The sequence below is a fragment of the Streptomyces sp. NPDC043726 genome (assembly GCF_056436565.1).
In genome coordinates, this window is sequence record NZ_JBWKCI010000001.1 from 90,076 (window position 1) to 115,119 (window position 25,044).

Consider the following 25,044-nt stretch of genomic DNA (forward strand, 5'->3'; position numbering starts at 1 on the left):
GTCACCACCCGGCGGTTGTGCCGGGTGTTGGTTACAAGTCTAGTGGGCGTGCGTGAGGGGGCGGGACGTGCCCCGCCCCCTCACCAAGAGCACGTGGCTCAGGAGACGCCCAGCTCCTTGGCGTTGGCCTTGAGGTCCTCGAGGCCACCGCACATGAAGAACGCCTGCTCCGGGAAGTGGTCGTACTCGCCGTCACAGATCGCGTTGAAGGCCGCGATCGACTCGTCCAGCGGGACGTCCGACCCGTCGACGCCGGTGAACTGCTTGGCGACGTGGGTGTTCTGGGACAGGAAGCGCTCCACGCGACGGGCACGGTGGACGACGAGCTTGTCCTCCTCGCCGAGCTCGTCGATACCGAGGATCGCGATGATGTCCTGGAGGTCCTTGTACTTCTGCAGGATCGTCTTGACGCGCATGGCGGCGTCGTAGTGGTCCTGCGCGATGTAGCGCGGGTCCAGGATGCGGGACGTGGAGTCCAGCGGGTCCACGGCCGGGTAGATGCCCTTCTCGGAGATCGGACGGGAGAGAACCGTCGTCGCGTCGAGGTGGGCGAAGGTGGTGGCCGGGGCCGGGTCGGTCAGGTCGTCCGCGGGGACGTAGATCGCCTGCATCGAGGTGATCGAGTGACCACGGGTCGAGGTGATGCGCTCCTGGAGGAGACCCATCTCGTCGGCCAGGTTCGGCTGGTAGCCCACCGCGGAGGGCATACGGCCGAGCAGGGTCGACACCTCGGAACCGGCCTGGGTGAAGCGGAAGATGTTGTCGATGAAGAACAGCACGTCCTGCTTCTGCACATCGCGGAAGTACTCCGCCATGGTCAGACCGGCGAGGGCCACGCGCAGACGGGTGCCCGGGGGCTCGTCCATCTGGCCGAAGACCAGCGCGGTCTTGTCGATGACGCCGGAGTCCGACATCTCCTCGATGAGGTCGTTGCCCTCACGGGTGCGCTCACCGACACCGGCGAACACCGACACACCGTCGTGGTTGTTGGCGACGCGGTAGATCATCTCCTGGATGAGCACCGTCTTGCCGACGCCGGCACCGCCGAACAGACCGATCTTTCCACCCTTGACGTACGGGGTGAGAAGGTCGATGACCTTGACGCCGGTCTCGAACATCTCGGTCTTCGACTCGAGCTCGTCGAAGTTCGGCGCCTTGCGGTGGATGCCCCAGCGCTCGCCGTCGTAGGACTCGTCGACGTTCAGCACCTCACCGAGGGTGTTGAACACCTTGCCCTTGGTGAAGTCGCCGACCGGCACCGTGATGGAGGCACCCGTGTCGGTCACCGGGGCCTGGCGGACCAGACCGTCGGTGGGCTGCATCGAGATCGTCCGGACCAGGCCGTCACCCAGGTGCTGGGCGACCTCCAGGGTCAGGATCTTCTTCTCGCCGGCGTTGGCCGGGTCGGCCACCTCGACGTGCAGGGCGTTGTAGATGTCGGGCATCGCGTCGACGGGGAATTCCACGTCGACGACCGGGCCGATGACCCGGGCGACGCGGCCCGTGGCAGCGGCCGTCTCAACTGTCGTCGTCATTACCTGTCACTCCCCGCGCTCGCGTCGGCCAGGGCTGCGGAGCCACCGACGATCTCGCTGATTTCCTGGGTGATTTCGGCCTGGCGGGCCGCGTTGGCAAGCCGGGAGAGGTTCTCGATGAGCTCTCCGGCGTTGTCGGTCGCCGACTTCATCGCGCGCCGCGTGGCGGCGTGCTTGGAGGCGGCCGACTGGAGGAGCGCGTTGTAGATACGGCTCTCCACGTAGCGCGGCAGCAGGGCGTCGAGGACGTCCTCCGCCGACGGCTCGAAGTCGTACAGCGGGAGGATCTCGCCCTTGGGGGCGGCCTCCGCCGCGACCTCGTCGAGGCTGAGCGGCAGCAGACGGTCGTCGAGCGCCGTCTGCGTCATCATCGAGACGAACTCGGTGAAGACGATGTGGAGCTCGTCCACGCCGCCCTCGGCCGTGTCCTTCTCGATGGCCTCGATGAGCGGTGCCGCGACCTTCTTGGCGTCCGCGTACGACGGCTCGTCCGTGAACCCGGTCCACGACTCCGAGACCTTGCGCTCACGGAAGTTGTAGTGCGCCAGACCACGCCGGCCGACGATGTAGACGTCGACCTGCTTGCCCTCGCGCTCCAGGCGCTCCGTCAGCAGCTCCGCCGCCTTGATGGCGTTGGAGTTGAAGGCGCCGGCCAGACCGCGGTCGCTCGTCAGGAGCAGCACCGCGGACCGCGTGACCGTCTCGGCCTGCGTGGTCAGCGGGTGCTTGGTGTTCGAGCCGGTGCCGACCGCCGTGACCGCGCGGGTGAGCTCGGTCGCGTAGGGCGTGGAGGCCGCCACCTTGCGCTGCGCCTTGACGACGCGCGAGGCGGCGATCATCTCCATCGCCTTCGTGATCTTCTTGGTCGCGGTGACGGATCGGATGCGACGCTTGTAGACCCGGAGCTGGGCTCCCATGAGTCAGGTCCCTTCCTTACGTCACTTGGAGGCGCTGGTCGCCTTCGGGGCGGCCGGGGCCTCTTCGCCGAGAAGCTTGCCTTCCGACGTCTCGAACTGCTTCTTGAAGTCCGTGATCGCGTCGGCCACGGCCGTCAGCGTGTCGTCGGACAGCTTGCCGCCCTCCTTGATGGAGGTCATGAGGCCCTGCTCCTTGCGGTGCAGGTACTCCAGCAGCTCCTTCTCGAAGCGGCGGATGTCCGCGACCGGCACGTCGTCCATCTTGCCGGTGGTACCGGCCCACACGGAGACGACCTGGTCCTCGGTGGACATCGGCTGGTACTGAGCCTGCTTCAGCAGCTCGACCATGCGCTGACCGCGCTCCAGCTGGGCCTTCGACGCGGCGTCCAGGTCGGAACCGAAGGCGGCGAACGCCTCCAGCTCACGGAACTGGGCGAGGTCCACGCGGAGACGGCCGGAAACCTGCTTCATCGCCTTGTGCTGCGCGGAACCACCGACTCGGGAGACGGAGATACCGACGTTCAGCGCGGGGCGCTGACCGGCGTTGAACAGGTCCGACTCCAGGAAGCACTGGCCGTCGGTGATGGAGATGACGTTGGTCGGGATGAACGCCGAGACGTCGTTGGCCTTGGTCTCGACGATCGGCAGACCGGTCATCGAGCCGGCGCCCATGTCGTCGGAGAGCTTCGCGCAGCGCTCCAGCAGACGGGAGTGCAGGTAGAAGACGTCACCCGGGTAGGCCTCACGGCCCGGCGGGCGGCGCAGCAGCAGCGACACGGCGCGGTAGGCGTCGGCCTGCTTCGAGAGGTCGTCGAAGATGATGAGGACGTGCTTGCCCTCGTACATCCACTGCTGACCGATGGCCGAACCGGTGTACGGCGCCAGGTACTTGAAGCCGGCCGGGTCGGACGCCGGGGCGGCGACGATGGTCGTGTACTCCAGCGCGCCGTTCTCCTCCAGCGCGCGGCGGACCGACGCGATCGTCGAGCCCTTCTGACCGATGGCGACGTAGATGCAGCGGACCTGCTTGTTCGGGTCGCCGGTGCGCCAGTTGTCGCGCTGGTTGATGATCGTGTCGACGGCCAGGGCGGTCTTGCCGGTCTGGCGGTCACCGATGATCAGCTGACGCTGGCCACGGCCGATCGGGGTCATCGCGTCGACGGCCTTGTAGCCGGTCTCCATCGGCTCGTGCACCGACTTGCGCTGCATGACCGTGGGGGCCTGCAGCTCCAGGGCGCGGCGCCCGGACGTCTCGATCTCGCCGAGACCGTCGATCGGGTTGCCGAGGGGGTCGACGACACGGCCGAGGTAGCCCTCGCCGACGGCCACGGAGAGAACCTCACCGGTGCGCTGCACCGGCTGCCCCTCCTCGATGCCGCTGAACTCACCGAGGACGATGGCGCCGATCTCGCGCTCTTCCAGGTTGAGCGCGAGGCCGAGGGTGCCGTCCTCGAACTTCAGCAGTTCGTTGGCCATGGCCGAGGGAAGACCCTCGACCTTCGCGATGCCGTCGCCGGCAAGGGTGACCGTACCGACCTCCTCGCGCGAGGCCGCGTCCGGCTTGTACGACTGGACGAAGGTCTCCAGTGCGTCCCGGATCTCCTCCGGCCGGATCGTGAGCTCCGCCATCTGGGTTCCCTGCTCTCCTTGTTGGGCCCGAAGTTTCACTTTGGGGGTCTGGGGGCGACCCCCAGGATTCTTCATGTACGGCCCAACCAGGGCCGTCGTAAGTACGTACTGCTATGAAGTTGCTGCTCAGCTCGCCAGTCGGCGGCCGGCGTCCTCGATGCGGTCGGCGAGGGAGCCGTTGATGACCTCGTCACCGACCTGCACCCGGATCCCGCCGAGGACCTCGGGGTCCACGTCGAGGTTGAGGTGCATCTGGCGGCCGTAGAGCTTCGCCAGCGCGGCGCCGAGGCGCTGCTTCTGGCCGTCGCTCAGCGGCACCGCAGAGGTGACCACGGCGACCATCCGGTCCCGGCGCTCGGCGGCGAGCTTGGACAGGGACTCGAGGCCCGTCTCCAGGCTACGTCCACGCGGCGCGGTCACAAGGCGCGTCACCAGACGCTCGGTGACGGCGGTGGCCCGGCCACCGAGCAGGCTGCGCAGCAGCTCGCTCTTGGCCGCCTTGCTCGCCGAGCGGTTGGTCAGCGCGGCCCGCAGCTCGGTGCTGGAAGAGACGATCCGGCCGAACCGGAACAGCTCGTCCTCGACGTTGTCGAGCGTGCCCGCCTTCTGCGCGGCGGTGAGGTCGGCGGTGTTCGCCAGCTGCTCCAGGGCGTCCACCAGGTCGCGGGACTGCGACCAGCGGGCGCGCACCAGACCGGCCAGCAGGTCCACGGTCTCGCCGCCGACCTGGCCGCCGAGCAGCCGCTGGGCCAGCTCGGCCTTGGCCTCACCGGCCTGCGCCGGGTCGGTGAGGACCCGACGCAGCGACACCTCGCGGTCGAGCAGCGCGGTGACGGCCGCCAGCTCGTCGGCGAGCTGCGCCGCGTCCACGGACGTCGAGTCCGTCAGCGCGTCGAGACGCTCACGTCCGGCTGCCAGGGCCTCGCGGCTCGCTCCGTTCATCGCGTGGCCTCGGCCTTCTCCTCGAGCTCGTCGAGGAAGCGGTCGATGACACGGCTCTGGCGGGCGTGGTCCTCGAGGGACTCGCCGACGAGCTTGCCGGCCAGGTCGGTGGCGAGCTTGCCGACGTCCCCACGGAGCGCGGACGCGGCGGCCTTGCGGTCGGCCTCGATCTGGGCGTGACCGGCGGCGACGATCTCCTCGCGCTGCCGCTGGCCTTCCGCACGCATCTCGGCGATGAGCGCGGCACCCTGCTCCTGCGCCTCCTGGCGCAGACGCGCGGCCTCGTGCCGGGCCTCGGCGAGCTGTGCCTTGTACTGCTCAAGGACGCTCTGGGCCTCGACCTTCATGGCCTCGGCCTCTTCGATACCGCCTTCGATCGCCGCGCGGCGCTCCTCCAGAACCTTGTTGATGTTCGGAAGCAGCTTCTTCCAGAAGAAGAAGAACACGATGGCGAAGGCGATGGTGCCGACGAGCAGCTCGGGGCCGGGCGGAACGAGCGGGTTCTGCTCTTCCTCGGCCGCCAGCTGTACCAGGTTGGCGATCACATCAGTGCCTTTCGTCGATTCGTGTCAGTAAGGGTTGATCACTTACCGAACACGAACGGCATAACGATGCCGATGAGGGCGAGCGCCTCACAGAAGGCGAAGCCCAGGATCTGGTTGGCGCGGATCAGACCGGCAGCCTCGGGCTGGCGGGCGAGGGCCTGCGTGCCGTTACCGAAGATGATGCCGACGCCGACGCCGGGGCCGATGGCGGCGAGACCGTAGCCGATGGAACCGAGGGAGCCGGTGACCTCAGCGGCAAGCTGCACAGAGGACATGCTGTAACTTCCTTCTCTTTGCGGACCGGTGGGGGTTGGCCACCGGACGACTTGGGGGTGGTGCGGGCGGGTTGGGGCTCAGTGGTGCTCGGCGAGAGCGCCCTGGATGTACGAGCAGGCGAGGAGCACGAAGACGTACGCCTGGACCGCCTGCACGAAAAGCTCGAAGAGGATCATGATGATGGTCATCACGAAGGAGACGCCGGCCGCCGGGATCATCCAGCTGTTCAGCAGGTACCAGGACGCGACGGTGAACATGACCAGCATCAGGTGGCCGGCGAACATGTTCGCGAAGAGTCGCACCGCGTGCGTGAACGGGCGGACCAGGACGTTCGAGAAGAACTCGATGACGACCACGAGCGGGAGAACCGCGCCCAGCGACTTGTCGTAGCCGGTGAGGTTCTTGAAGCCGCCGACGAAGCCGTGCTTCTTGAAGGTCAGCGACATCCAGACGACGTAGACGATCCCCGCGAGGATGATCGGGTACGCGATGATCGACGACACCGGGAACTGTGCCAGCGGGATCACGGACCAGATGTTCATGATCCAGATGAAGAAGAACAGCGAGACCATCAGGGGGACGTACTTCTCGCCCTCCTTCTTGCCGAGGGTCTCGTAGACGATGCCGCGGCGCACGAAGTCGTAACCGGCCTCGCCGACCATCTGCAGCTTGCCCGGCACAACCTTGGCCTTGCCGAACGCAGCCCAGAAGAAGCTGACGACAAGGAGGGTGGTGATGAGCGCGAGCAGCATCACCTTGTTGAACTCGAACCCTCCCACCGTGGCGATCGGCTTGAAGAGGAACGAGTGCAGGCCCGGAGCCGGAAAACCACACCCGTTGTCGGACATGATCCGACAGCTCCAGTCAAAGGCGAGCTGGGTCTGGTCAGCACTCACCGCGGGCTCCTTCGGCGTGACGCATGGGTACGGCAACCTCGTTGTGTCGGCGCGGCGCGCAGCCGCGGGTCGGCACCGGACTGGTGTAACGGATGTGGGGGCGGCTCTGGGGCATCAAGCCTCGCGATCGAGCAGGCGTCAGCTCAGATGCCCGCGCCCGCGATGCCGCAGTTGGCACCGGACGATAGCAGGAGTTCTCCCCGCCCTTTATCCCGCCCCTACCCCTCACGACGACGGCCCTGTCTTCTCGGTCTTCTCACTCTTCGCGGAGTCCGGGTCGATGTAGAAGATCTTGGCCTTCATGTGCGCGCGAGCCTGCGCGGCCATCCACACGACGGTTGCGACGACGAGCGAGATCGCGAACGTCTTCGCGTTGAAGAGAGAGGTGTCCTTGAAGAGGGCGACGAAGATCAGAAGAAGCAGGAGCTGGGCGACGTAGAGCATCAGCCCCATGGCCTGGAACAGCTGCGGGAGCGTTTTTGCCGTCCACTGCAGGACGTAGAGGCCGATCCCCATGAACAGGATGGCCAGCAAGGTGCCGATCACCGCGCCGAGCGCGCCCTTGCCGCCGGCCACCGCAGCGCTGACGGCGACGACGATCGCGCCGGCAGCCGCTGTGGGCACAGCGATCTGCAGAAGGTTCCGGGCGTCATTGGACGGCATGGCGGCAACTCCGCTTTCACAGGGGGCAGGGGTGTCGTCATGGACGAGCGTAGTCCCGGACTGAGAGAGAACCTCACTCCGATGGACCCTCGCACTGGGGTCCTTCGGCACTGTCCCGGGTTCTCGTGAACCGTATCACAAACTATTTGATGAGGTCTTTACCTGGCAGGTGTGCTCGCTGTCACACATGAGAGTGACAGTGCGCGTATGTGCAGGAACGGCGCCTCTTTGTCTGGTATTGCACTGCTTCGTTCCCCCACGAATTGGCAATGCTCTAGTCAGATTCTTACCTTGCCGTCAGCGCGACGACTCGGCTTTCCGCCGGTCCAGGAAGCGCGAACGGGCGCCCAGAGCGGTCGCCCCGTTGACCGAGGCCACCCCGGCGGCCACCGGAGTGCGCTCCTCGTGCGATTCCTCGCAGCCGGTCTGCAAAGTGGCCGCCGCCGGTTCCGCTACGGCCCCGCGCCGGCGATAGCGCGGGGGCACAAAGGCCTCGGCCCAGCGCGGGGTGCGCGGCGTGAAGCGCGGCAGGAGCAGCAGGATCAGTCCGATGGCGCTGAGGAACACCACACCCAGCACGATCCACATGGACGCCGAGTTGACCGAGTAGGCCAGCGCCCCGAAAGCGATCAGCGCGGACCAGAAGTACATGATGAGGACGGCCCGGCTGTGGGAGTGGCCGATCTCCAGCAGCCGGTGGTGGAGGTGGCCCCGGTCCGCCGCGAACGGGGACTGGCCCCGCCAGGTGCGCCGCACGATGGCCAGCACCAGGTCCGCGGCCGGGATCGCGATGATCGTCAGCGGCAGCAGCAGCGGGATGTAGACCGGCACCGTCTGGTGCACGGCCGCCTTCTCCGAGCCGGCGAACAGCTTCAGTGCGTCCGGGTCGACCTGTCCCGTGATGGAGATCGCACCCGCGGCCAACACGAGCCCGATCAGCATCGAGCCGGAGTCGCCCATGAAGATCCGCGCCGGGTGCATGTTGTGCGGCAGGAAGCCCAGGCACATGCCCATCAGGATCGCCGAGAACAGCGTGGCCGGGGCGGCGGCCTCGATGCCGTACGACACCCAGACCCGGTAGGCGTAGAGGAAGAACGCGGCCGAGGCGATGCAGACCATGCCGGCCGCGAGGCCGTCGAGGCCGTCGACGAAGTTGACCGCGTTGATGGTGATGACGACCAGCGCGACGGTGAGCAGGGTGCCCTGCCACTGGGTGAGTGCGACCGAGCCCACACCCGGGATGGGCAGCCACAGGATCGTCAGACCCTGCATGACCATGACGCCGGCGGCGATCATCTGGCCGCCCAGCTTGATCAGGGCATCGATCTCGAACTTGTCGTCCAGGACACCGATCAGCCAGATCAGCGCGGCGCCCGAGAGCAGGGCACGCGGCTCGTTGGAGTTCTCGAAGACCGTGCTGAGGTTCGCCAGATGGTCGGCGACCAGCAGGCCCGCGCACAGGCCGAAGAACATGGCGATACCGCCGAGCCGCGGAGTGGGTTCCCGGTGCACGTCACGCGCCCGGATCTCCGGCATCGCTCCGGCCACGATCGCGAACTTCCGCACCGGCCCTGTGAGCAGGTACGTCACCGCGGCCGTGATGCAGAGCGTCAGCAGGTATTCACGCACGGGCTTCCCCACAGGTCTCGCTGGCCATCTCAGCCCCACACCCTAGCGATGCACGCATATGGTTGGGGACTTCCGGGTAGCGACGATGGTTGCACGAGTGGCTGTGCATGCCCGACCGCCTGCCCCGGCTCAGCCGGGATAGGGCGGGAATCCCCCGGCCAGCTCCCGTACTTCTTCACGTGCGCGCACCGCTTCGGTCTCGCCGCGCAGCACCTCTGCCATGAGCACGGCGATCCGGGCCATCTCCACTTCCCCCATGCCCTGAGTGGTCAGGGCGGCCGTGCCCAGGCGCAGGCCGCGGGCGTCGCCGTGCGGCAGGGCACAGCAGTCCAGGACGACCCCGGCGGCGGCGAGCAGTCCGCGGCCGGTGCGGCCGTCGACGCCGAGCGGCGCCGGGTCGGCGGTGATCAGGTGGGTGTCGGTGCCTCCGGTGGTGACGACGAGCCCCTCCTCGGCGAGGCCGGCGGCCAGCACCCGGGCGTTGGCGACCACCTGATGGGCGTACGCGGTGAAGGCGGGTGTTGCCGCCTCGCCGAACGCGACGGCCTTGGCGGCGATGGTGTGCATCTGCGCGCCGCCCTGGGTGAAGGGGAACACCGCCCGGTCGACCCGCTCGGCCAGTTCGGCGCCGCACAGGATCATCCCGCCGCGCGGCCCGCGCAGCACCTTGTGGGTGGTGGCGCACACGATGTCCGCGTACGGCACCGGGCTGGGCGCCGCTCCCCCGGCGACGAGCCCGATGGGATGGGCGGCGTCGGCGATGAGATACGCCCCGACCTCGTCGGCGACCTCGCGGAAGAAGGCGTGGTCGAGGTGGCGGGGGTAGGCGATGGACCCGCACACGATCGCCTTGGGCCGGTGGCTCAGGGCGAGGGCGCGCACCTGGTCGTGGTCGACGAGCCCGGTCTCCGCGTCGACGCCGTAGGGGACGAAGTCGAACCAGCGGCCGGAGAAGTTGGCGGGCGAACCGTGGGTGAGATGGCCGCCGTAGGGCAGGCCGAGGGCGAGGACGGTGTCGCCGGGCCGGAGCAGGGCGGCGTACGCGGCCAGCACGGCCGACGAGCCGGAGTGGGACTGCACATTGGCGTGCTCGGCCCCGAACAGCGCCTTCGCCCGGTCCACGGCGATCCGTTCGGCGACGTCGACGATCTCGCAGCCGCCGTGGTGCCGGGCCCCCGGATAGCCCTCCGCGTACTTGTTGGCCAGCGGCGAGCCGAGCGCGGCCAGCACGGCCGGCGAGGTGAAGTTCTCGGCGGCGATCATCTGCAGGGTGGTCGCCTGCCGGTCCCGTTCACCGAGCAGGATCTCCGCCAGCTCGGGATCCTGCCGACGCAGGACATCGGCCTCTAGGACAGGGGTGACCGACATGGTGGGCTCCGGGGCGACGATCTTCGATGGCGGTTCGCCTCCGGGGCGCCTGAGCCCCTGCGGCTCACTCGCCCTGGTGACGTAAGCCCAATGTAGGCCCGGTGTGGGCGGTTCGCTCGGCTATGTCCGGGTGGGTACTCCGGTCAGGGCCGTCACCACCGGGTCCAGGGCCTGGTGTATCTCGTCGCCGATCGAGCGGAAGAAGGTCAGCGGGGCGCCGTACGGGTCGAAGACCTCGTCCGCCTCCGCCGTCGGGGCGAGCAGCCAGCCGCGCAGGGCCGCGGCGGCGCGGACCAGGGCGCGGGCGCGCTCGACGACGCCGTCCTCCAGCGGGGGCAGCGTCGCCGGGTCGATGGCCCGCACCAGGCGGGTGAACTCCTTCAGGGTGAAGGTGCGCAGGCCCGCCGAGTGGCCCATCGACACGACCTGGGCGCGGTGGTCCCGGGTCGCCGTCAGGACCAGGTCGGCCCGGATCACGTGCTCGTCCAGGAGCTCCCGTCCGACGAAACCGGAGGAGTCCGCGCCGAAGTCGGCGAGGACCGTCTCCGCGTTGGCCTCCATGGGCGCGCCCTCGTGGCCCCAGGTGCCCGCGCTCTCCACGACCAGCGCCCCGCCGAGCACGCCGAGCCGCTCCGCCACGAAATGGCGGGTCAGCCGCTCGGTGATCGGCGAGCGGCACACGTTGCCGGTGCTGACATGGAGGATGCGGAAGCTGTCGCGCGGAAGCCCGACGAAGGTGGTCGTGATCTCCGCAGCACGTTCCCCGTTGCCTATGCCACGCCCCGCGTCAGGGGCTGTCAATTCGCCACCTCGAGGTCGGGTACGACCTTGCGCAGCTCCTCGGCCGAGAGCGCGCCCGCGCGCAGCAGCAGGGGCACCTCACCGGTGACGTCGACGATCGAGGAGGGGACGTTGCCCGGGGTCGGGCCGCCGTCGAGGTACACGGAGACGGAGTCGCCGAGCATGCCCTGGGCCGCGTCGCAGTCCTCCGGCGCCGGGTGCCCGGTCAGGTTCGCCGAGGAGACCGCCATCGGGCCGACGTCGGTCAGCAGTTCGAGGGCGACCGGGTGCAGCGGCATGCGCACGGCGACCGTGCCCCGGGTCTCGCCCAGGTCCCACTGCAGGGACGGCTGGTGCTTGGCGACCAGCGTCAGCGCGCCCGGCCAGAACGCGTCGACCAGCTCCCAGGCCAGCTCGGAGAAGTCGGTGACCAGACCGTGCAGGGTGTTCGGGGAGCCGATGAGCACGGGCGTGGGCATGTTGCGGCCCCGGCCCTTGGCCTCCAGCAGATCGCCCACGGCCTCCTTGGAGAAGGCGTCCGCGCCGATGCCGTACACGGTGTCCGTCGGCAGCACCACGAGCTCGCCACGGCGGACGGCGGACGCGGCCTCACGCAGACCGGTCGTGCGGTCGGTCGCGTCATTGGTGTCGTATCGCCGTGCCATATCTAGCGGGCCTCCTCGTACACGTACTGCTGAAAGGTCTGGGTGGTGCTCACGGCAGGGCCTTGCGGGCCGTGGCGAAGCGGGGGCGGTTGTTGAGGTCGGGGTGGTCGGCCGCGTCGGCCCAGCCCCGCTCCTCGGTGAAGATCCACGGCACCTGGCCGCCCTGGGTGTCGGCGTGCTCGATGACGACGACTCCGCCGGGGCGCAGCAGCCGGTGCGCGGTGCGTTCCAGGCCGCGGATGAGTTCGAGGCCGTCCTCCCCCGAGAACAGGGCGAGTTCGGGATCGTAGTCGCGTGCCTCGGGCGCCACGTACTCCCACTCGGTCAGCGGGATGTACGGCGGATTGGAGATGACCAGGTCGACCTGGCCGTCCAGGTCGGGGAAGGCGTCAAGGGCGTTGCCCTGCCGCAGGTCGACCCTGGACCCCTCCATGTTCTTCCGGGTCCAGCGCAGGGCGTCCTCGGACAGCTCCACGGCGTGCACGCGCGAGCGCGGCACCTCCTGGGCGAGGGCGAGCGCGATGGCGCCGGAGCCGGTGCACAGGTCGACGATGAGCGGTTCCACGACGTCCATCGCGCGGACGGCGTCTATGGCCCAGCCCACCACCGACTCGGTCTCGGGGCGGGGCACGAAGACGCCGGGACCGACCTGGAGTTCCAGGTACCTGAAGAAGGCCCGTCCGGTGATGTGCTGGAGCGGCTCGCGCTGCTCACGGCGCGCGATGACCTCCCAGTACCGGGCGTCGAAGTCCGCGTCCTTCACGGAGTGCAGCTCGCCCCGCTTCACGCCGTGCACGAACGCGGCCAGCTCCTCCGCGTCGTTGCGCGGCGAGGGCACGCCGGCGTCGGCCAGCCGCTGGGTGGCCTGAGCCACCTCTGCGAGCAGCAGGTTCACGCAAGTCCTCCGGAAGTACTCGTACGTGCCTTCTATGCGGCGGCAAGCTTCGCGGCCGAGTCCGCGTCCACACAGGCCTGGATCACCGCGTCGAGGTCGCCGTCCAGGACCTGGTCCAGGTTGTACGCCTTGAAGCCGACGCGGTGGTCCGAGAGGCGATTCTCCGGGAAGTTGTACGTACGGATCTTCTCGGAGCGGTCGACGGTACGGACCTGGCTGCGGCGGGCGTCGGCGGCTTCCTTCTCCGCCTCCTCCTGCGCCGCGGCGAGCAGCCTGGAGCGCAGGATACGCAGTGCCTGCTCCTTGTTCTGCAGCTGGCTCTTCTCGTTCTGGCAGGAAGCGACCACTCCGGTGGGGATGTGCGTGATGCGCACGGCGGAGTCCGTGGTGTTGACGGACTGTCCGCCGGGCCCGGAGGAGCGGTAGACGTCGATCCTGAGGTCGTTCGGGTTGATCTCGACGTCGACCTCCTCGGCCTCCGGCGTGACCAGCACACCGGCCGCGGAGGTGTGGATACGGCCCTGGGACTCGGTCGCCGGGACGCGCTGCACGCGGTGCACGCCGCCCTCGTACTTCAGCCGGGCCCACACGCCCTGTCCGGGCTCCGTGGCGCCCTGGCCGCCCTTGGTCTTCACGGCGACCTGGACGTCCTTGTAGCCGCCCAGCTCGGACTCGGTGGCGTCGATGATCTCGGTCTTCCAGCCGACGCGCTCGGCGTAACGCAGGTACATGCGCAGCAGATCACCGGCGAACAGGGCGGACTCGTCGCCGCCTGCGCCGGCCTTGATCTCGAGGATGACGTCCTTGTCGTCGCTGGGGTCGCGCGGGACGAGGAGGAGGCGCAGCTTCTCCGTCAGCTCCTCGCGCTGCTTGTCCAGCTCCTTGACCTCGGCGGCGAAGTCCGGGTCGTCCGCGGCGAGTTCACGCGCGGTCTCGATGTCGTCGCCCGTCTGCTTCCAGGTGCGGTACGTGGCGACGATCGGGGTGAGCTCGGCGTAGCGCTTGTTCAGCCTGCGCGCGTTGGCCTGGTCGGCGTGGACCGACGGGTCGGCGAGCTGCTTCTCCAGATCGGCGTGCTCGGCGACGAGTTCCTCGACGGCCTCGAACATCTTTCGGCTCCTGAAATGCGTACGAAGGGAAGTGGCAGGGCGACCAAAAACGCCGGTCCCGGGCACACCCCGGGAGGGTGTGGCCGTGGACCGGCGAAATGGGGCTCGCTACTTCTTGGAGCCGGCGGAAGCCTTGCCGAAGCGGGCCTCGAAGCGGGCCACACGGCCACCGGTGTCGAGGATCTTCTGCTTGCCCGTGTAGAACGGGTGGCACTCGGAGCAGACCTCGGCGCGGATGGTGCCGCTGGAGATCGTGCTGCGGGTGGTGAACGACGCGCCACAGGTGCAGCTGACCTGCGTCTCGACGTACTCGGGGTGGATGTCGCGCTTCAAGGGAGTCTCCTAGTTTCGGGAGGGCGCCGGGTCGCCGCCGCGGGATGCGGAAGCGTGAACCGGAGCCGACGTACCAGTCTGCCAGGACTGGGGCCATCCCCCAAAACGGGGGGCACAGGTGATCTATTCCCGGGGCCCCGGCGAGGCGCTCAGGAGGAGCTGACGACGTCCTTCGCGGTGCCCGTGGCCGTTCCCTCGGTCGCCGACTTCGGGATCGCCCGGTCGTTCTTCAGGGCCTTCCAGACCTGGGCGGCCTTGGTCTCCTCGACCAGGACGCGGTTGCCGTCGGCCGGGTCGTACTGGACCGGCATCGTGACCATCGTCATGTTGCTCGCGCTGATGCCCTTGAGGCCGTTCGCGAACGACATGAGCTTGTTGACCGAGCCGAGGTCGGAGTCGGTGGTGACGGTCTTGGTCGCGGTGTCCGCCAGGTCGTAGAGCTTCTTCGGGTTGGTGAACAGCCCGACGTCCTTGACCTGGTTGATCAGCGCCTTGATGAAGGCCTGCTGGAGCTGGATCCGGCCGAGGTCGGAGCCGTCGCCGACGCCGTGCCGGGTGCGCACCAGGCCGAGGGCCTGCTCGCCGTCCAGCTGGTGGGTGCCGGCCTTCAGGTTCAGGTGGCTGTCGTCGTCGTTGATGTCCTCGGTGGTGGTGATCTCGACGCCGCCGAGGTCGTCGACCAGCTTCTGGAAGCCGCTGAAGTCGACCTCCAGGTAGTGGTCCATGCGCAGATCGGTGATCGACTCGACGGTCTTCACCGCACAGGCGGCCCCGCCGGTGGAGTACGCCGAGTTGAACATCACGCCGGACGCGGCGTCGTGGGTGTTGCCGTCGGTGTCGGTGCACTCGGGACGGTCGATGAGGGTGTCCCTCGGGATCGAGACCACGCTGGCCTTCTTGTGGCCCTTGTAGACGTGGACGATCATCGCGGTGTCGGAGCGGGCGCTGCCGTCGTCGGGGCCGCCGCCGAGCTTCTGGTTGCTCCCCGAGCGGGTGTCGGAGCCGAGGACGAGGATGTTCTCCGAGCCGTTGTCGGCCTTTTCCGGGCGGTCGGTGCCGAGGGCCTGGTCGATGTCGACGCTGTTGATGTTGCCGTTGAGCTTGAAGTACAGGAACCCGGCTCCGGTGCCGCCCAGGACGACGATCCCGGCGGCCGTCCAGGCCATGATCAGCAGACCTTTGCGCTTCTTGTCGCGGGGCTTGCGGCGCCGGCCCTTGGCGCGGCGGCGCGCACCCGCGGTGCCGGTGTCACCCGGTATGCCGGACTCCGGCGTGCTCTCGGCGGACATGTGCTCCTCGGTTCTCGTCCGGTCGGTTACCCCCTGCTTTCAGGGCCAGGCGTGGTCCGAAGACCTGTACCGCACCATCGTCGCTCCGCCAGGTCAGACGGCGAAACTCGGGAAAGGGTTGCACAACGCACTGTGGCCACCCTGTGAAAAGGTGGCCACAGTGCGTACCGAACTATTTCGGGCGAACGTCTCTCACCTGCGTTTTCAGCCGAAGATGTCGTACTGCTTGTACGTCGTCCCGACCGAGATCCTTGTGGCGAAGATCTCGCTGGTGGCCTTGCCGGTGCCCTTGTAGAGGTACAGCGTGCCGCCGGGCGTACGGGCCAGGAGGTCGGCCTTGCCGTCACCGCTGACATCGCCGACCGCGGCGACCTTGTTGTACGACGTGCTGCTCCACGTCCGCACCTTCACGCGGGACGAGAACGGCGCCGAGGCCGAGCCGGTGCCCTTGTAGAGGTAGACGTAGCCGTTGCTGCGCGTGCGGGCGACCAGGTCGGCCTTGCCGTCGCCGGAGAAGTCACCGTGGCCGACCAGGACGTCGTACTGGCTCCAGCCGGTGCCGGTGCCGATCTGCACGCGGGACGAGAAGGTCCCGTTGCCCTTGCCCGGGTACAGCCACGCCTTGCCGGCGGAGTCCACGGACACCAGGTCCGGCAGGTAGTCGCCGGTCAGGTCGCCGGGGGTGACGATCCGGGTGCGGGTCGCCCAGTTGTCGGCGACCTTCGAGGTGGCCCAGGAGCCGCTCGCGGGCACCCAGTGCTTCCAGTAGACGTCTCCGTCGGAACTCCGGCGGACCAGCAGGTCCTGAAAGCCGTCGCGGTTCAGGTCGTTCTGGAGGACGACGTTGTACGCGCTCCAGTTGCCCCACGACTCACGGGCGCCGAACGCGCTGCCCGTGGAGTCCAGTTCGTAGCCGGTCTTGGTGGAGGAGCTGCGCACCCACAGGTCGGCCTTGTGGTCGAGGCTGAGGTTGCTGTCGTCGACGCGCGGGTAGGCCGCGCCGACGTACGTCCGCACCTTGGCGAAGACGCTGTAGGCACCCTTGGCCACGCAGTCCTGCACGCCCCAGGAGACGACGCCCACGATGCGGTTGTTGACGACGAGCGGGCCGCCGGAGTCGCCGTTGCAGGCGGTCGTCGTACCGGAGTCGCTGCCGCTGGCCGGGTTGCCGGCGCAGACCATGTGGCCCTTGACGAAGTCGGCGCCGTAGGCGCCGGAGCAGGTGGCGTCGGACTGGATCGGCAGCGTGGCCGTCTTCAGCGTCGGGGAGATGTCCTGGCTGGTGGAGCTGGTCCGGCCCCAGCCGTAGACCTTGGCGCTGGTGCCGGCCGTGTAGGCGGCGGTCTCGGTGGCGGTCGCCATCCGGATCGGGGGCGCCGTGACGGGGCTGCCCAGCGTGAGGACCGCGATGTCGTTGTCGATCGTCCGCGAGCTGTAGGACGGGTGGTTCCACTGGCGCCGGACCGCGGTGGCGGTGCCGCCGTTCAGGTCGTTGTCGGGCAGCTGCGCGGTGCCGGTGACGACGGCGCCGTACGCCTTCCAGTTGTAGCCCTGGATGCAGTGCGCGGCGGTGAGGATCTTCGTCGGCGAGACGACGGCGCCGCCGCAGAAGAAGTAGACCCCGTTCGTCTCGTCCTGGTACCAGAGCTGGGCCATCCACGGCGCGTTCGTGATGGTCGTCGTGGTGCCGCCGATGATCTTCGCGTCGATCGTGGAGGAGCTGCTGTACGACGACTTGGCGGACGAGACTCCGGCGGTGTCGTCGTGAGCGGCGGCCCCCAGGACGCGCTGCTCCAGCTCGGCGAGCGTGGGCGAGCCGGCGCTCGTGATCGCGGGCGGGTTCGGCTCAGCCGAGGCGGCGCCCGCGGTCGAGGTCAGCAGCGCGGCGCCGACGGCCGCGGCGATGCCTGCGGCGGCGACGGGAAGCGCGATACGTATCCGGCGTCTGTGACGGCCACTGCCGGACCGGGTCGTGGACAAGGAAGTCCCCCCAGAGGTGCATGAGTCGGAAGAGGCGCCTGATGCACCCCTTCCTCTCAGCGCCGAAAAGCCGATCCCCGTCACTGCTGTGACGGGGATCGGCTTTTTTCGAAGCGGCGGCGACTAGTCGCCGTTGCCGGGCGTCGGCGTCGTCTTCTGGATCTGCATCAGGAACTCGGCGTTCGACTTCGTCTGCTTCATCTTGTCGAGCAGCAGCTCCACCGCCTGCTGCTGGTCGAGCGCGTGCAGCACCCGGCGCAGCTTCCAGACGATGGCGAGCTCGTCGGGGGCGAGCAGGATCTCTTCCTTACGGGTACCGGACGCGTCGACGTCCACCGCCGGGAAGATCCTCTTGTCCGCGAGCTTGCGGTCGAGCTTCAGCTCGGCGTTGCCCGTGCCCTTGAACTCCTCGAAGATCACCTCGTCCATGCGGGACCCGGTGTCCACCAGCGCGGTGGCGAGGATGGTCAGCGAGCCGCCGTCCTCGATGTTGCGGGCCGCGCCGAAGAAGCGCTTCGGCGGGTACAGGGCGGTCGAGTCGACACCACCGGACAGGATGCGGCCGGAGGCCGGGGCGGCGAGGTTGTACGCACGGCCCAGACGCGTGATCGAGTCGAGCAGCACGACGACGTCGTGACCCAGCTCCACCAGACGCTTGGCGCGCTCGATGGCGAGCTCGGCGACCGTGGTGTGGTCCTCGGCCGGGCGGTCGAAGGTCGAGGAGATGACCTCGCCCTTGACCGACCGCTGCATGTCGGTGACCTCTTCCGGACGCTCGTCGACCAGGACGACCATCAGGTGGCACTCGGGGTTGTTGTGCGTGATCGCGTTGGCGATCGCCTGCATGATCATGGTCTTGCCGGTCTTCGGCGGGGCCACGATCAGACCGCGCTGGCCCTTGCCGATCGGCGACACGAGGTCGATGATCCGGGTCGTCAGCACACCCGGGTCGGTCTCCAGACGGAGCCGGTCCTGCGGGTACAGCGGGGTGAGCTTGTTGAACTCCGGGCGGCCACGGCCGTGTTCGGGCGCCATGCCGTTGACGGAGTCCAGCCGCACCAGCGCGTTGAACTTCTCGCGGCGCTCGCCTTCCTTCGGCTGACGCACGGCACCGGTGACGTGGTCACCCTTGCGCAGGCCGTTCTTGCGGACCTGGGCGAGGGAGACGTAGACGTCGTTCGGGCCGGGCAGGTAGCCCGAGGTACGGATGAAGGCGTAGTTGTCGAGGATGTCGAGGATGCCCGCGACCGGGATCAGGACGTCGTCCTCGTTGATCTGCGGCTCCTGGCCGCCCATCTCGTCGCGGCCACGACGGCCCCGGCGGTCGCGGTAACGCCCGCGACGGCCACGACGGCCACCGTCGAAGTCGTCGTCGTCCTGCTGCGCCTGGCCACGGTCCTGACGACCGCCGCCACCCTGCTGCTGCCCCTGCTGCTGGCCGCGCTGGCCGCCCTGCTGGTCGTCGCCCTTGCGGCGCTCGCCGCGGTCACCGCGGTCACCACGGTCGCCGCGCTCACGGTCCCGGCCCCGCTCACGGCGGTCCCGGCGGCGGCCCTCGCCGCCGTCACCGGCGTCGCCCTGCGGCTGGGCCGGCGTCTCGGCCTTCGGCTCGCTCTTGGCCTCGGCGGCGACCGTCTCGGGCGCGGCGGCCGCGGGGGCGCCGACCTCGGCGGTGGCACGGCGACGACGGCGCTCGGCGGGCGCGTCGTCGGAGGCCGGCTGGCCGGGGATCTCGATCTGCTGCTGCGCCACGGCCTTCTCGGCGGGCGCCTCGGCCTTCTCCGCCTTCTTGGCGGGCGCGTCATCGCCGGTACGGGCCTTGGAGGTGGCCCGGCGCTTCGGCTTGGTCTCGGTGGCGGCCTCGGCCTTCGGGGCCGCGGCACCCCCTCCGGCCTGCGCTTCCTTGATGACCTCGATCAGCTGGCTCTTGCGCATGCGCGCGGTGCCCCGGATGCCGAGGCCGGATGCGACCTGCTGCAGCTCGGCCAGCACCATGCCCTCGAGGCCGGTACCGCGGCGCCGCCGGGAGCCGGCACCGGTGGCAGGCGCGGAGGCGTCCGTGGCGGGCGCGGCAGCGGTCTCCTCGACACGTGCGCCCATCAGATCGGTGGTGTCGCTCACGAAGGGTCCTTCCCTGGAGCGGACGTCGGCCTGTCTGGCTCGGCGACCGGTTGTGCTGTCCGGCTTCGGTCCTTGTCGTGGACCGGCCGGGGCGGTGGTCCGCCAAAGCGGCGGAAGAGATATCTGGTGATGGCGCTTCCCAAAGCCGTGGCACCGAGTGTCCGTGTCACGTGGCTTGGTCGCACCGGTTCCGGAGCGTGCCCGGCGAGTCGCTCAGTGCTCGCGTACGAGGTACTGCCCGCGTACGTCGTACGGAACACAGTGCGGCTTGGGAGGCTCCCGGAAGAATGTCTGTCCCGGACGGGGACACAAAGCACCTCGCCATGGTGGGGTCGGGTGCAGACTTGAGGTTAACACTACCGGATCCAACAAACATTCCCCCTCTCGAAATCCGGCAACCGTGTGTCAGGGCGCAAGCGGCAGCACGCTCGCTCCCTGGGCGTCGAGCTCGAGCCGGTTCGCGGCCCAGCCCTCGCCTGCCAGATCAGCCACCTTGTCGGCACTGTCGTCGTCGGCCAGCGCCAGTACGGTCGGGCCCGCTCCGGAGATCACCGCGGGGATCCCGTCGGCGCGCAGCCGCTCCACCAGCGCGGCGCTCTCCGGCATGGCCGGGGCGCGGTACTCCTGGTGAAGACGGTCCTCGGTGGCGGGCAGCAGCAGCTCGGGGCGCCGGGTGAGGGCCTCGACGAGCAGGGCGGCACGGCCCGCGTTGGTGGCGGCGTCGACGTGCGGCACGGTGCGCGGGAGAAGGCCGCGCGCGGTCTCGGTGAGGACCGGCTTTCCGGGCACGAAAACCACCGGAACGATGGAATCGGCGGGATCCATCCTGATCGCCCGGGCGGCGCCGGACTCCATCCAGGAGAGCGTGAAACCGCCGAGCAGGCAGGCCGCGACGTTGTCGGGGTGGCCCTCGATCTCGGTGGCCAGCTCCAGCAGCGCGGCGTCGTCCAGACGGGACTCGCCTCCTATGGTCACCGCGCGCGCGGCGACGATGCCGGCGCAGATGGCGGCGGAGGAGGAACCGAGGCCGCGGCCGTGCGGGATGCGGTTGGCGCAGACGATCTCAAGACCGCGCGGCTGTCCGCCGAGCAGGTCGAAGGCGGTGCGCAGAGAGCGTACGAGAAGGTGGCTCTCGTCACGCGGCAGCGTCTCGCTGCCCTCACCCGCGATGTCGATATGCAGCCCGGAGTCGGCCACCCGGACGACGACGTCGTCGTAGAGCCCCAGCGAGAGGCCGAGGGCGTCGAAGCCCGGGCCGAGGTTGGCGCTGGTGGCGGGGACGCGCACCCGGACGGCGGCGGCGCGGAAGGCTGGACCGGCCATCGCTCGATGACTCTCCTTGAGCTGCGTGATTGTCGAAGACATTCGATGACGTACGAAGACCCTGTGCGCCGTGGAGACGGCGCGGCACCCCGCCATACGCGGAGGCATATGCAGCGGGCGGGTTCAGTACAGCCTATCGAAGGAAGGTTCTGTGGCGACATAGGGCGCACAGGAGGCGCACGATGCGTGTCGTATGCCCCCTGTGCACCCCCCGTGTGCCGCTGATCAGGCCAGGCCCAGCCGCTCGGCCGCCGTGGCCGCGTCGACGGGGACGGTGACGGGCTGCGGGGCGCCGGCGACGGCCCAGTCGGGGTCCTTCAGGCCGTTGCCGGTGACGGTGCACACGATCTTCTGGCCCGGGTCGACCTTGCCCAGCTCGGCGGCTTTCAGCAGACCGGCGACGGACGCGGCGGACGCCGGCTCCACGAAAACGCCCTCCTGGGAGGCCAACAGCCGGTACGCGCGCAGGATCTCACGGTCCGTCACCTCGTCGATGAGGCCGCCGGACTCGTCCCGGGCCGCGAGCGCGAACTGCCAGGAGGCGGGGTTGCCGATCCGGATGGCGGTGGCGATCGTCGAGGGGTCCTTGACGACCTCACCGCGCACGATGGGCGCGGAACCGGAGGCCTGGAAGCCCCACATGCGCGGGGTGCGGGTGGCGACGCCGTCGGCGGCGTACTCCCGATAACCCTTCCAGTACGCGGTGATGTTGCCCGCGTTGCCGACCGGCAGGACGTGGATGTCGGGGGCGTCGCCGAGCATGTCCACGATCTCGAACGCGGCCGTCTTCTGACCCTCGATACGCACCGGATTGACCGAATTGACCAGCGCCACGGGGTAGTTGTCGCTCAGCGCGCGGGCGAGGGTCAGGCAGTCGTCGAAGTTGCCGTCGACCTGGAGGATCTTCGCGCCGTGGACGAGCGCCTGGCCCATCTTGCCGAGCGCGATCTTGCCCTGCGGGACGAGAACGGCCGAGACCATGCCCGCGCGTACGGCGTAAGCGGCCGCGGAGGCCGAGGTGTTGCCGGTGGAGGCGCAGATGACCGCCTTCGCACCCTCCTCCTTGGCCCGGGTGATGGCCATGGTCATCCCGCGGTCCTTGAAGGAACCGGTGGGGTTCGCGCCCTCCACCTTCAGGTGGACCTCGCAGCCCGTGCGCTCGGAGAGCACCTGCGCGGGCACGAGCGGCGTGCCGCCCTCGCGGAGCGTCACGACCGGCGTGGTGTCGGATACCGGCAGCCGGTCCCGGTACTCCTCGATGATTCCGCGCCACTGGTGGGTCATTGCTGGTTACTCTCCTTCAACCCGCATGATGCTGGCGACACCGCGCACGGTGTCGAGCTTGCGCAACGCCTCGACGGTGCCGCCGAGGGCCGCGTCGGACGCACGGTGGGTCACGACGACGAGGGACGCCTCGCCGTTGTTGCCCTGCTGCCGAACCGTGTCGATCGAGACACCGTGCTCGGCGAAGACGGTCGCCACCTGGGCGAGAACACCCGGTTTGTCGGCGACGTCAAGGCTGATGTGATAGCGCGTGACGACCTCGCCCATGCCCGAGACCGGGAGGGCGGCGTAGGCGGACTCACCGGGTCCGGTGGTGCCGCTGAGCCGGTTGCGGCAGACGGCGACGAGGTCGCCGAGGACCGCGGAGGCCGTCGGGGAGCCGCCCGCGCCGGGGCCGTAGAACATGAGCTGACCGGAGGCGTCAGACTCGACGAAGACGGCGTTGTACGCGCCGCGCACGGAGGCGAGCGGGTGCGTGAGCGGGATCATGGCCGGGTGCACCCGGGCCGACACGGACTGGCCGTCCCCGGCCCGCTCGCAGATGGCGAGCAGCTTGATGGTGCAGCCCATCTCCTTGGCGGAGGCGAAGTCGGCGGCGGTGACCTCGGTCATGCCCTCGCGGTAGACGTCGTCGAGGCGGACGCGCGTGTGGAAGGCGATGCCGGCGAGGATGGCGGCCTTGGCGGCGGCGTCGAAGCCCTCGACGTCGGCGGTGGGGTCGGCTTCCGCGTACCCCAGGGCGGTGGCCTCGTCGAGGGCCTCCTGGTAGCCGGCCCCCGTGCTGTCCATCTTGTCGAGGATGAAGTTGGTCGTGCCGTTGACGATGCCGAGCACGCGGTTGACCTTGTCACCGGCGAGGGACTCGCGCAGCGGGCGGATCAGCGGGATGGCACCGGCGACGGCGGCCTCGTAGTAGAGGTCCTTGCCGTGCTCCTCGGCCGCGGCGTGCAGGGCGGCGCCGTCCTGGGCGAGCAGCGCCTTGTTCGCGGAGACCACGGAGGCGCCGTGCTCGAAGGCGGTGGTGATGAGGGCGCGGGCGGGCTCGATACCGCCGATGACCTCCACCACGACGTCGATGTCGCCGCGTTTGACGAGTGCGGTGGCGTCGGTGGTGATCAGCTCGCGCGGGATGCCCTCGCGCACCTTGTCGGGCCGCCGTACGGCCACACCGGCGAGCTCCACCGGAGCTCCGATGCGGGCGGCGAGGTCGTCGGCGTGCGTCGTCATGATGCGCGCCACCTCTGAGCCGACCACTCCACAGCCCAGCAGCGCCACCTTCAGCGGACGCGTACGCATCATCCGACCTCGTTTCCTTTACTTCTGCGGTTGGACCAGTCTCACTCACCGGACCGGAGTTTCTATCCCTGGTCCGGATCGTGAGACGACTATTTCAGTATGTTGAAGGGCGGAGACCGGAAGATCTTCCGCCGCTCTCGTACTGTGCTCGCTGCGAGGGCTCAGCCGACGTCGAGACGCAGGAGGTCCTCCTCCGTCTCCCGGCGGACGATCACGCGGGACTCGCCGTCGCGCACGGCGACGACGGGCGGCCGCAGCACGTGGTTGTAGTTGCTGGCCATGGACCGGCAGTAGGCCCCGGTCGCCGGTACGGCGATCAGGTCACCCGGTGCCAGATCGGCCGGCAGGAACGCGTCCTTGACCACGATGTCCCCGCTCTCGCAGTGCTTGCCGACGACCCGGGCCAGCATGGGCCCGGCGTCGGACGTGCGCGAGACGAGGGCGACGCTGTACTCCGCGTCGTACAACGCCGTACGGATGTTGTCGGACATGCCGCCGTCGACGGAGACGTAGGTACGAAGGTTGTCGAGCGGCTTGATGGTGCCGACCTCGTAGAGCGTGAAGGCCGTCGGACCGACGATGGCCCGCCCCGGCTCGACGGAGATCCGCGGCGTCCGCAGCCTGGCGCCCTCGCACTCGCGGGTGACGATCTCGGTGAGCGCCTTGGCGATCTCGTGCGGCTCGCGGGGGTCGTCGTCGCTGGTGTAGGCGATGCCGAGGCCGCCACCGAGGTCGATCTCGGGCAGCTCGACACCGTGCTCGTCGCGAATGTCCTTGAGCAGCCCGACGACGCGGTGGGCGGCGACCTCGAACCCGGACATGTCGAAGATCTGCGAGCCGATGTGCGAGTGGATGCCGATCAGCTCCAGCGAGTCGAGCTGAAGCGCCCGCCGCACGGCCTCCGCGGCCTGCCCACCGGCCAGTGGGATGCCGAACTTCTGGTCCTCGTGGGCGGTGGCGATGAACTCGTGGGTGTGGGCCTCGACGCCGACGGTGATACGGATCTGCACGCGCTGCCGCTTGCCGAGCTCGCGAGCGATGTGGGCGACGCGCACGATCTCCTGGAAGGAGTCGAGGACGATGCGCCCGACGCCGGCGCGGATGGCGCGCTCGATCTCTTCCGGGGACTTGTTGTTGCCGTGGAAGGCGATGCGGTCGGCGGGCATGCCGGCGGAGAGGGCGGTGGCGAGTTCGCCGCCCGAGCACACGTCGAGGTTGAGCCCCTCCTCGTGCAGCCAGCGCACGACGGCGCGGGAGAGGAAGGCCTTGCCCGCGTAGAAGACGTCCGCGTCATGGCCGAACGCGGTGCGCCAGGCCCGCGCCCGGGCCCGGAAGTCGGCCTCGTCGACGACGTAGGCGGGGGTGCCGTGCTGTTCGGCGAGGGTGTTCACGTCGATACCGCCGACGGTGAGGACGCCGTGCTCGTCACGGGTGACGGTCTGGGCCCACACCTTGGCGTCGAGGGCGTTGAGGTCCGCCGGCGGCGCGGAGTAGTGCCCCTCGGGCAGGACATCGGCGTGCCGGGGCCCGGCGGGGTGTGCGGAACGGCTCATGACTCTTCTGGCTTCC

At 69.1% G+C, this 25,044-nt stretch carries 22 protein-coding genes; all 22 read right to left on the reverse strand.

What is annotated here, in order from left to right:
* Positions 1-98: 98 nt before the first annotated feature.
* Entirely contained in the window at positions 99-1,535 is a 1,437-nt protein-coding gene (gene atpD / locus AC068Z_RS00415) for a F0F1 ATP synthase subunit beta (RefSeq protein WP_451719790.1), read from the reverse strand.
* A complete protein-coding gene (locus tag AC068Z_RS00420) occupies positions 1,535-2,452 on the reverse strand; it encodes a F0F1 ATP synthase subunit gamma (protein WP_451719793.1) in 918 nt (305 codons plus the stop codon). Before AC068Z_RS00420 ends, atpD begins: the two co-directional genes overlap by 1 nt.
* 21 nt (positions 2,453-2,473) lie before the next feature.
* Positions 2,474-4,081 carry a F0F1 ATP synthase subunit alpha gene (gene atpA / locus AC068Z_RS00425; protein ID WP_478550895.1) on the reverse strand — a complete coding sequence of 536 codons (1,608 nt, stop codon included), beginning with the start codon at positions 4,079-4,081 and terminating at the stop codon, positions 2,474-2,476.
* A 126-nt stretch (positions 4,082-4,207) separates the two neighbouring features.
* Positions 4,208-5,023: a F0F1 ATP synthase subunit delta gene (locus tag AC068Z_RS00430; protein WP_478550897.1), complete on the reverse strand. Its 816-nt coding sequence runs from the start codon at positions 5,021-5,023 to the stop codon at positions 4,208-4,210.
* Complete coding sequence (locus AC068Z_RS00435; protein WP_451719802.1) at positions 5,020-5,568, reverse strand: F0F1 ATP synthase subunit B; 549 nt, start codon at positions 5,566-5,568, stop codon at positions 5,020-5,022. Before AC068Z_RS00435 ends, AC068Z_RS00430 begins: the two co-directional genes overlap by 4 nt.
* A gap of 38 nt (positions 5,569-5,606) precedes the next feature.
* The gene (locus tag AC068Z_RS00440) at positions 5,607-5,843 is read right to left on the reverse strand and encodes an ATP synthase subunit c family protein (RefSeq protein WP_478550899.1); all 237 of its coding nucleotides are present in this window, start codon (positions 5,841-5,843) and stop codon (positions 5,607-5,609) included.
* Positions 5,844-5,921: 78 nt separating this feature from the next.
* A complete protein-coding gene (gene atpB, locus AC068Z_RS00445; protein ID WP_478552232.1) occupies positions 5,922-6,692 on the reverse strand; it encodes a F0F1 ATP synthase subunit A in 771 nt (256 codons plus the stop codon).
* Between the two features lie 273 nt (positions 6,693-6,965).
* On the reverse strand, positions 6,966-7,403 hold the full coding sequence (locus tag AC068Z_RS00450; RefSeq protein ID WP_451719805.1) for a Cg1360 family ATP-synthase-associated protein: 438 nt from the start codon (positions 7,401-7,403) through the stop codon (positions 6,966-6,968).
* Between the two features lie 297 nt (positions 7,404-7,700).
* A complete protein-coding gene (locus tag AC068Z_RS00455; protein WP_478550901.1) occupies positions 7,701-9,032 on the reverse strand; it encodes an MraY family glycosyltransferase in 1,332 nt (443 codons plus the stop codon).
* Positions 9,033-9,161: 129 nt separating this feature from the next.
* Complete coding sequence (locus AC068Z_RS00460) at positions 9,162-10,400, reverse strand: serine hydroxymethyltransferase (protein ID WP_478550903.1); 1,239 nt, start codon at positions 10,398-10,400, stop codon at positions 9,162-9,164.
* Between the two features lie 120 nt (positions 10,401-10,520).
* Positions 10,521-11,201, reverse strand: coding sequence for an arsenate reductase/protein-tyrosine-phosphatase family protein (locus AC068Z_RS00465; protein WP_478550905.1), 681 nt, complete (start codon positions 11,199-11,201; stop codon positions 10,521-10,523).
* Positions 11,198-11,845, reverse strand: a complete 648-nt coding sequence (locus AC068Z_RS00470; protein ID WP_451719815.1) for an L-threonylcarbamoyladenylate synthase — start codon at positions 11,843-11,845, stop codon at positions 11,198-11,200. Before AC068Z_RS00470 ends, AC068Z_RS00465 begins: the two co-directional genes overlap by 4 nt.
* Before the next feature lie 49 nt (positions 11,846-11,894).
* Entirely contained in the window at positions 11,895-12,740 is an 846-nt protein-coding gene (gene prmC / locus AC068Z_RS00475) for a peptide chain release factor N(5)-glutamine methyltransferase (protein WP_451719817.1), read from the reverse strand.
* Positions 12,741-12,772: 32 nt separating this feature from the next.
* Entirely contained in the window at positions 12,773-13,849 is a 1,077-nt protein-coding gene (gene prfA, locus AC068Z_RS00480) for a peptide chain release factor 1 (protein WP_478550907.1), read from the reverse strand.
* A gap of 108 nt (positions 13,850-13,957) precedes the next feature.
* The gene (gene rpmE, locus AC068Z_RS00485; RefSeq protein WP_093906598.1) at positions 13,958-14,182 is read right to left on the reverse strand and encodes a 50S ribosomal protein L31; all 225 of its coding nucleotides are present in this window, start codon (positions 14,180-14,182) and stop codon (positions 13,958-13,960) included.
* Between the two features lie 149 nt (positions 14,183-14,331).
* Positions 14,332-15,471: an LCP family protein gene (locus AC068Z_RS00490; protein WP_478550909.1), complete on the reverse strand. Its 1,140-nt coding sequence runs from the start codon at positions 15,469-15,471 to the stop codon at positions 14,332-14,334.
* 204 nt (positions 15,472-15,675) lie between these two features.
* Entirely contained in the window at positions 15,676-17,409 is a 1,734-nt protein-coding gene (locus tag AC068Z_RS00495) for a trypsin-like serine protease (protein ID WP_478552234.1), read from the reverse strand.
* A 165-nt stretch (positions 17,410-17,574) separates the two neighbouring features.
* Complete coding sequence (rho, locus tag AC068Z_RS00500; RefSeq protein WP_478550911.1) at positions 17,575-19,572, reverse strand: transcription termination factor Rho; 1,998 nt, start codon at positions 19,570-19,572, stop codon at positions 17,575-17,577.
* A 405-nt stretch (positions 19,573-19,977) separates the two neighbouring features.
* On the reverse strand, positions 19,978-20,895 hold the full coding sequence (gene thrB / locus AC068Z_RS00505; RefSeq protein WP_451719830.1) for a homoserine kinase: 918 nt from the start codon (positions 20,893-20,895) through the stop codon (positions 19,978-19,980).
* Positions 20,896-21,120: 225 nt separating this feature from the next.
* Positions 21,121-22,179, reverse strand: coding sequence for a threonine synthase (gene thrC, locus AC068Z_RS00510; RefSeq protein WP_478550913.1), 1,059 nt, complete (start codon positions 22,177-22,179; stop codon positions 21,121-21,123).
* Between the two features lie 6 nt (positions 22,180-22,185).
* Positions 22,186-23,478, reverse strand: a complete 1,293-nt coding sequence (locus tag AC068Z_RS00515; protein WP_478550914.1) for a homoserine dehydrogenase — start codon at positions 23,476-23,478, stop codon at positions 22,186-22,188.
* A gap of 158 nt (positions 23,479-23,636) precedes the next feature.
* Entirely contained in the window at positions 23,637-25,028 is a 1,392-nt protein-coding gene (gene lysA, locus AC068Z_RS00520; protein WP_478550915.1) for a diaminopimelate decarboxylase, read from the reverse strand.
* Positions 25,029-25,044: the final 16 nt, after the last annotated feature.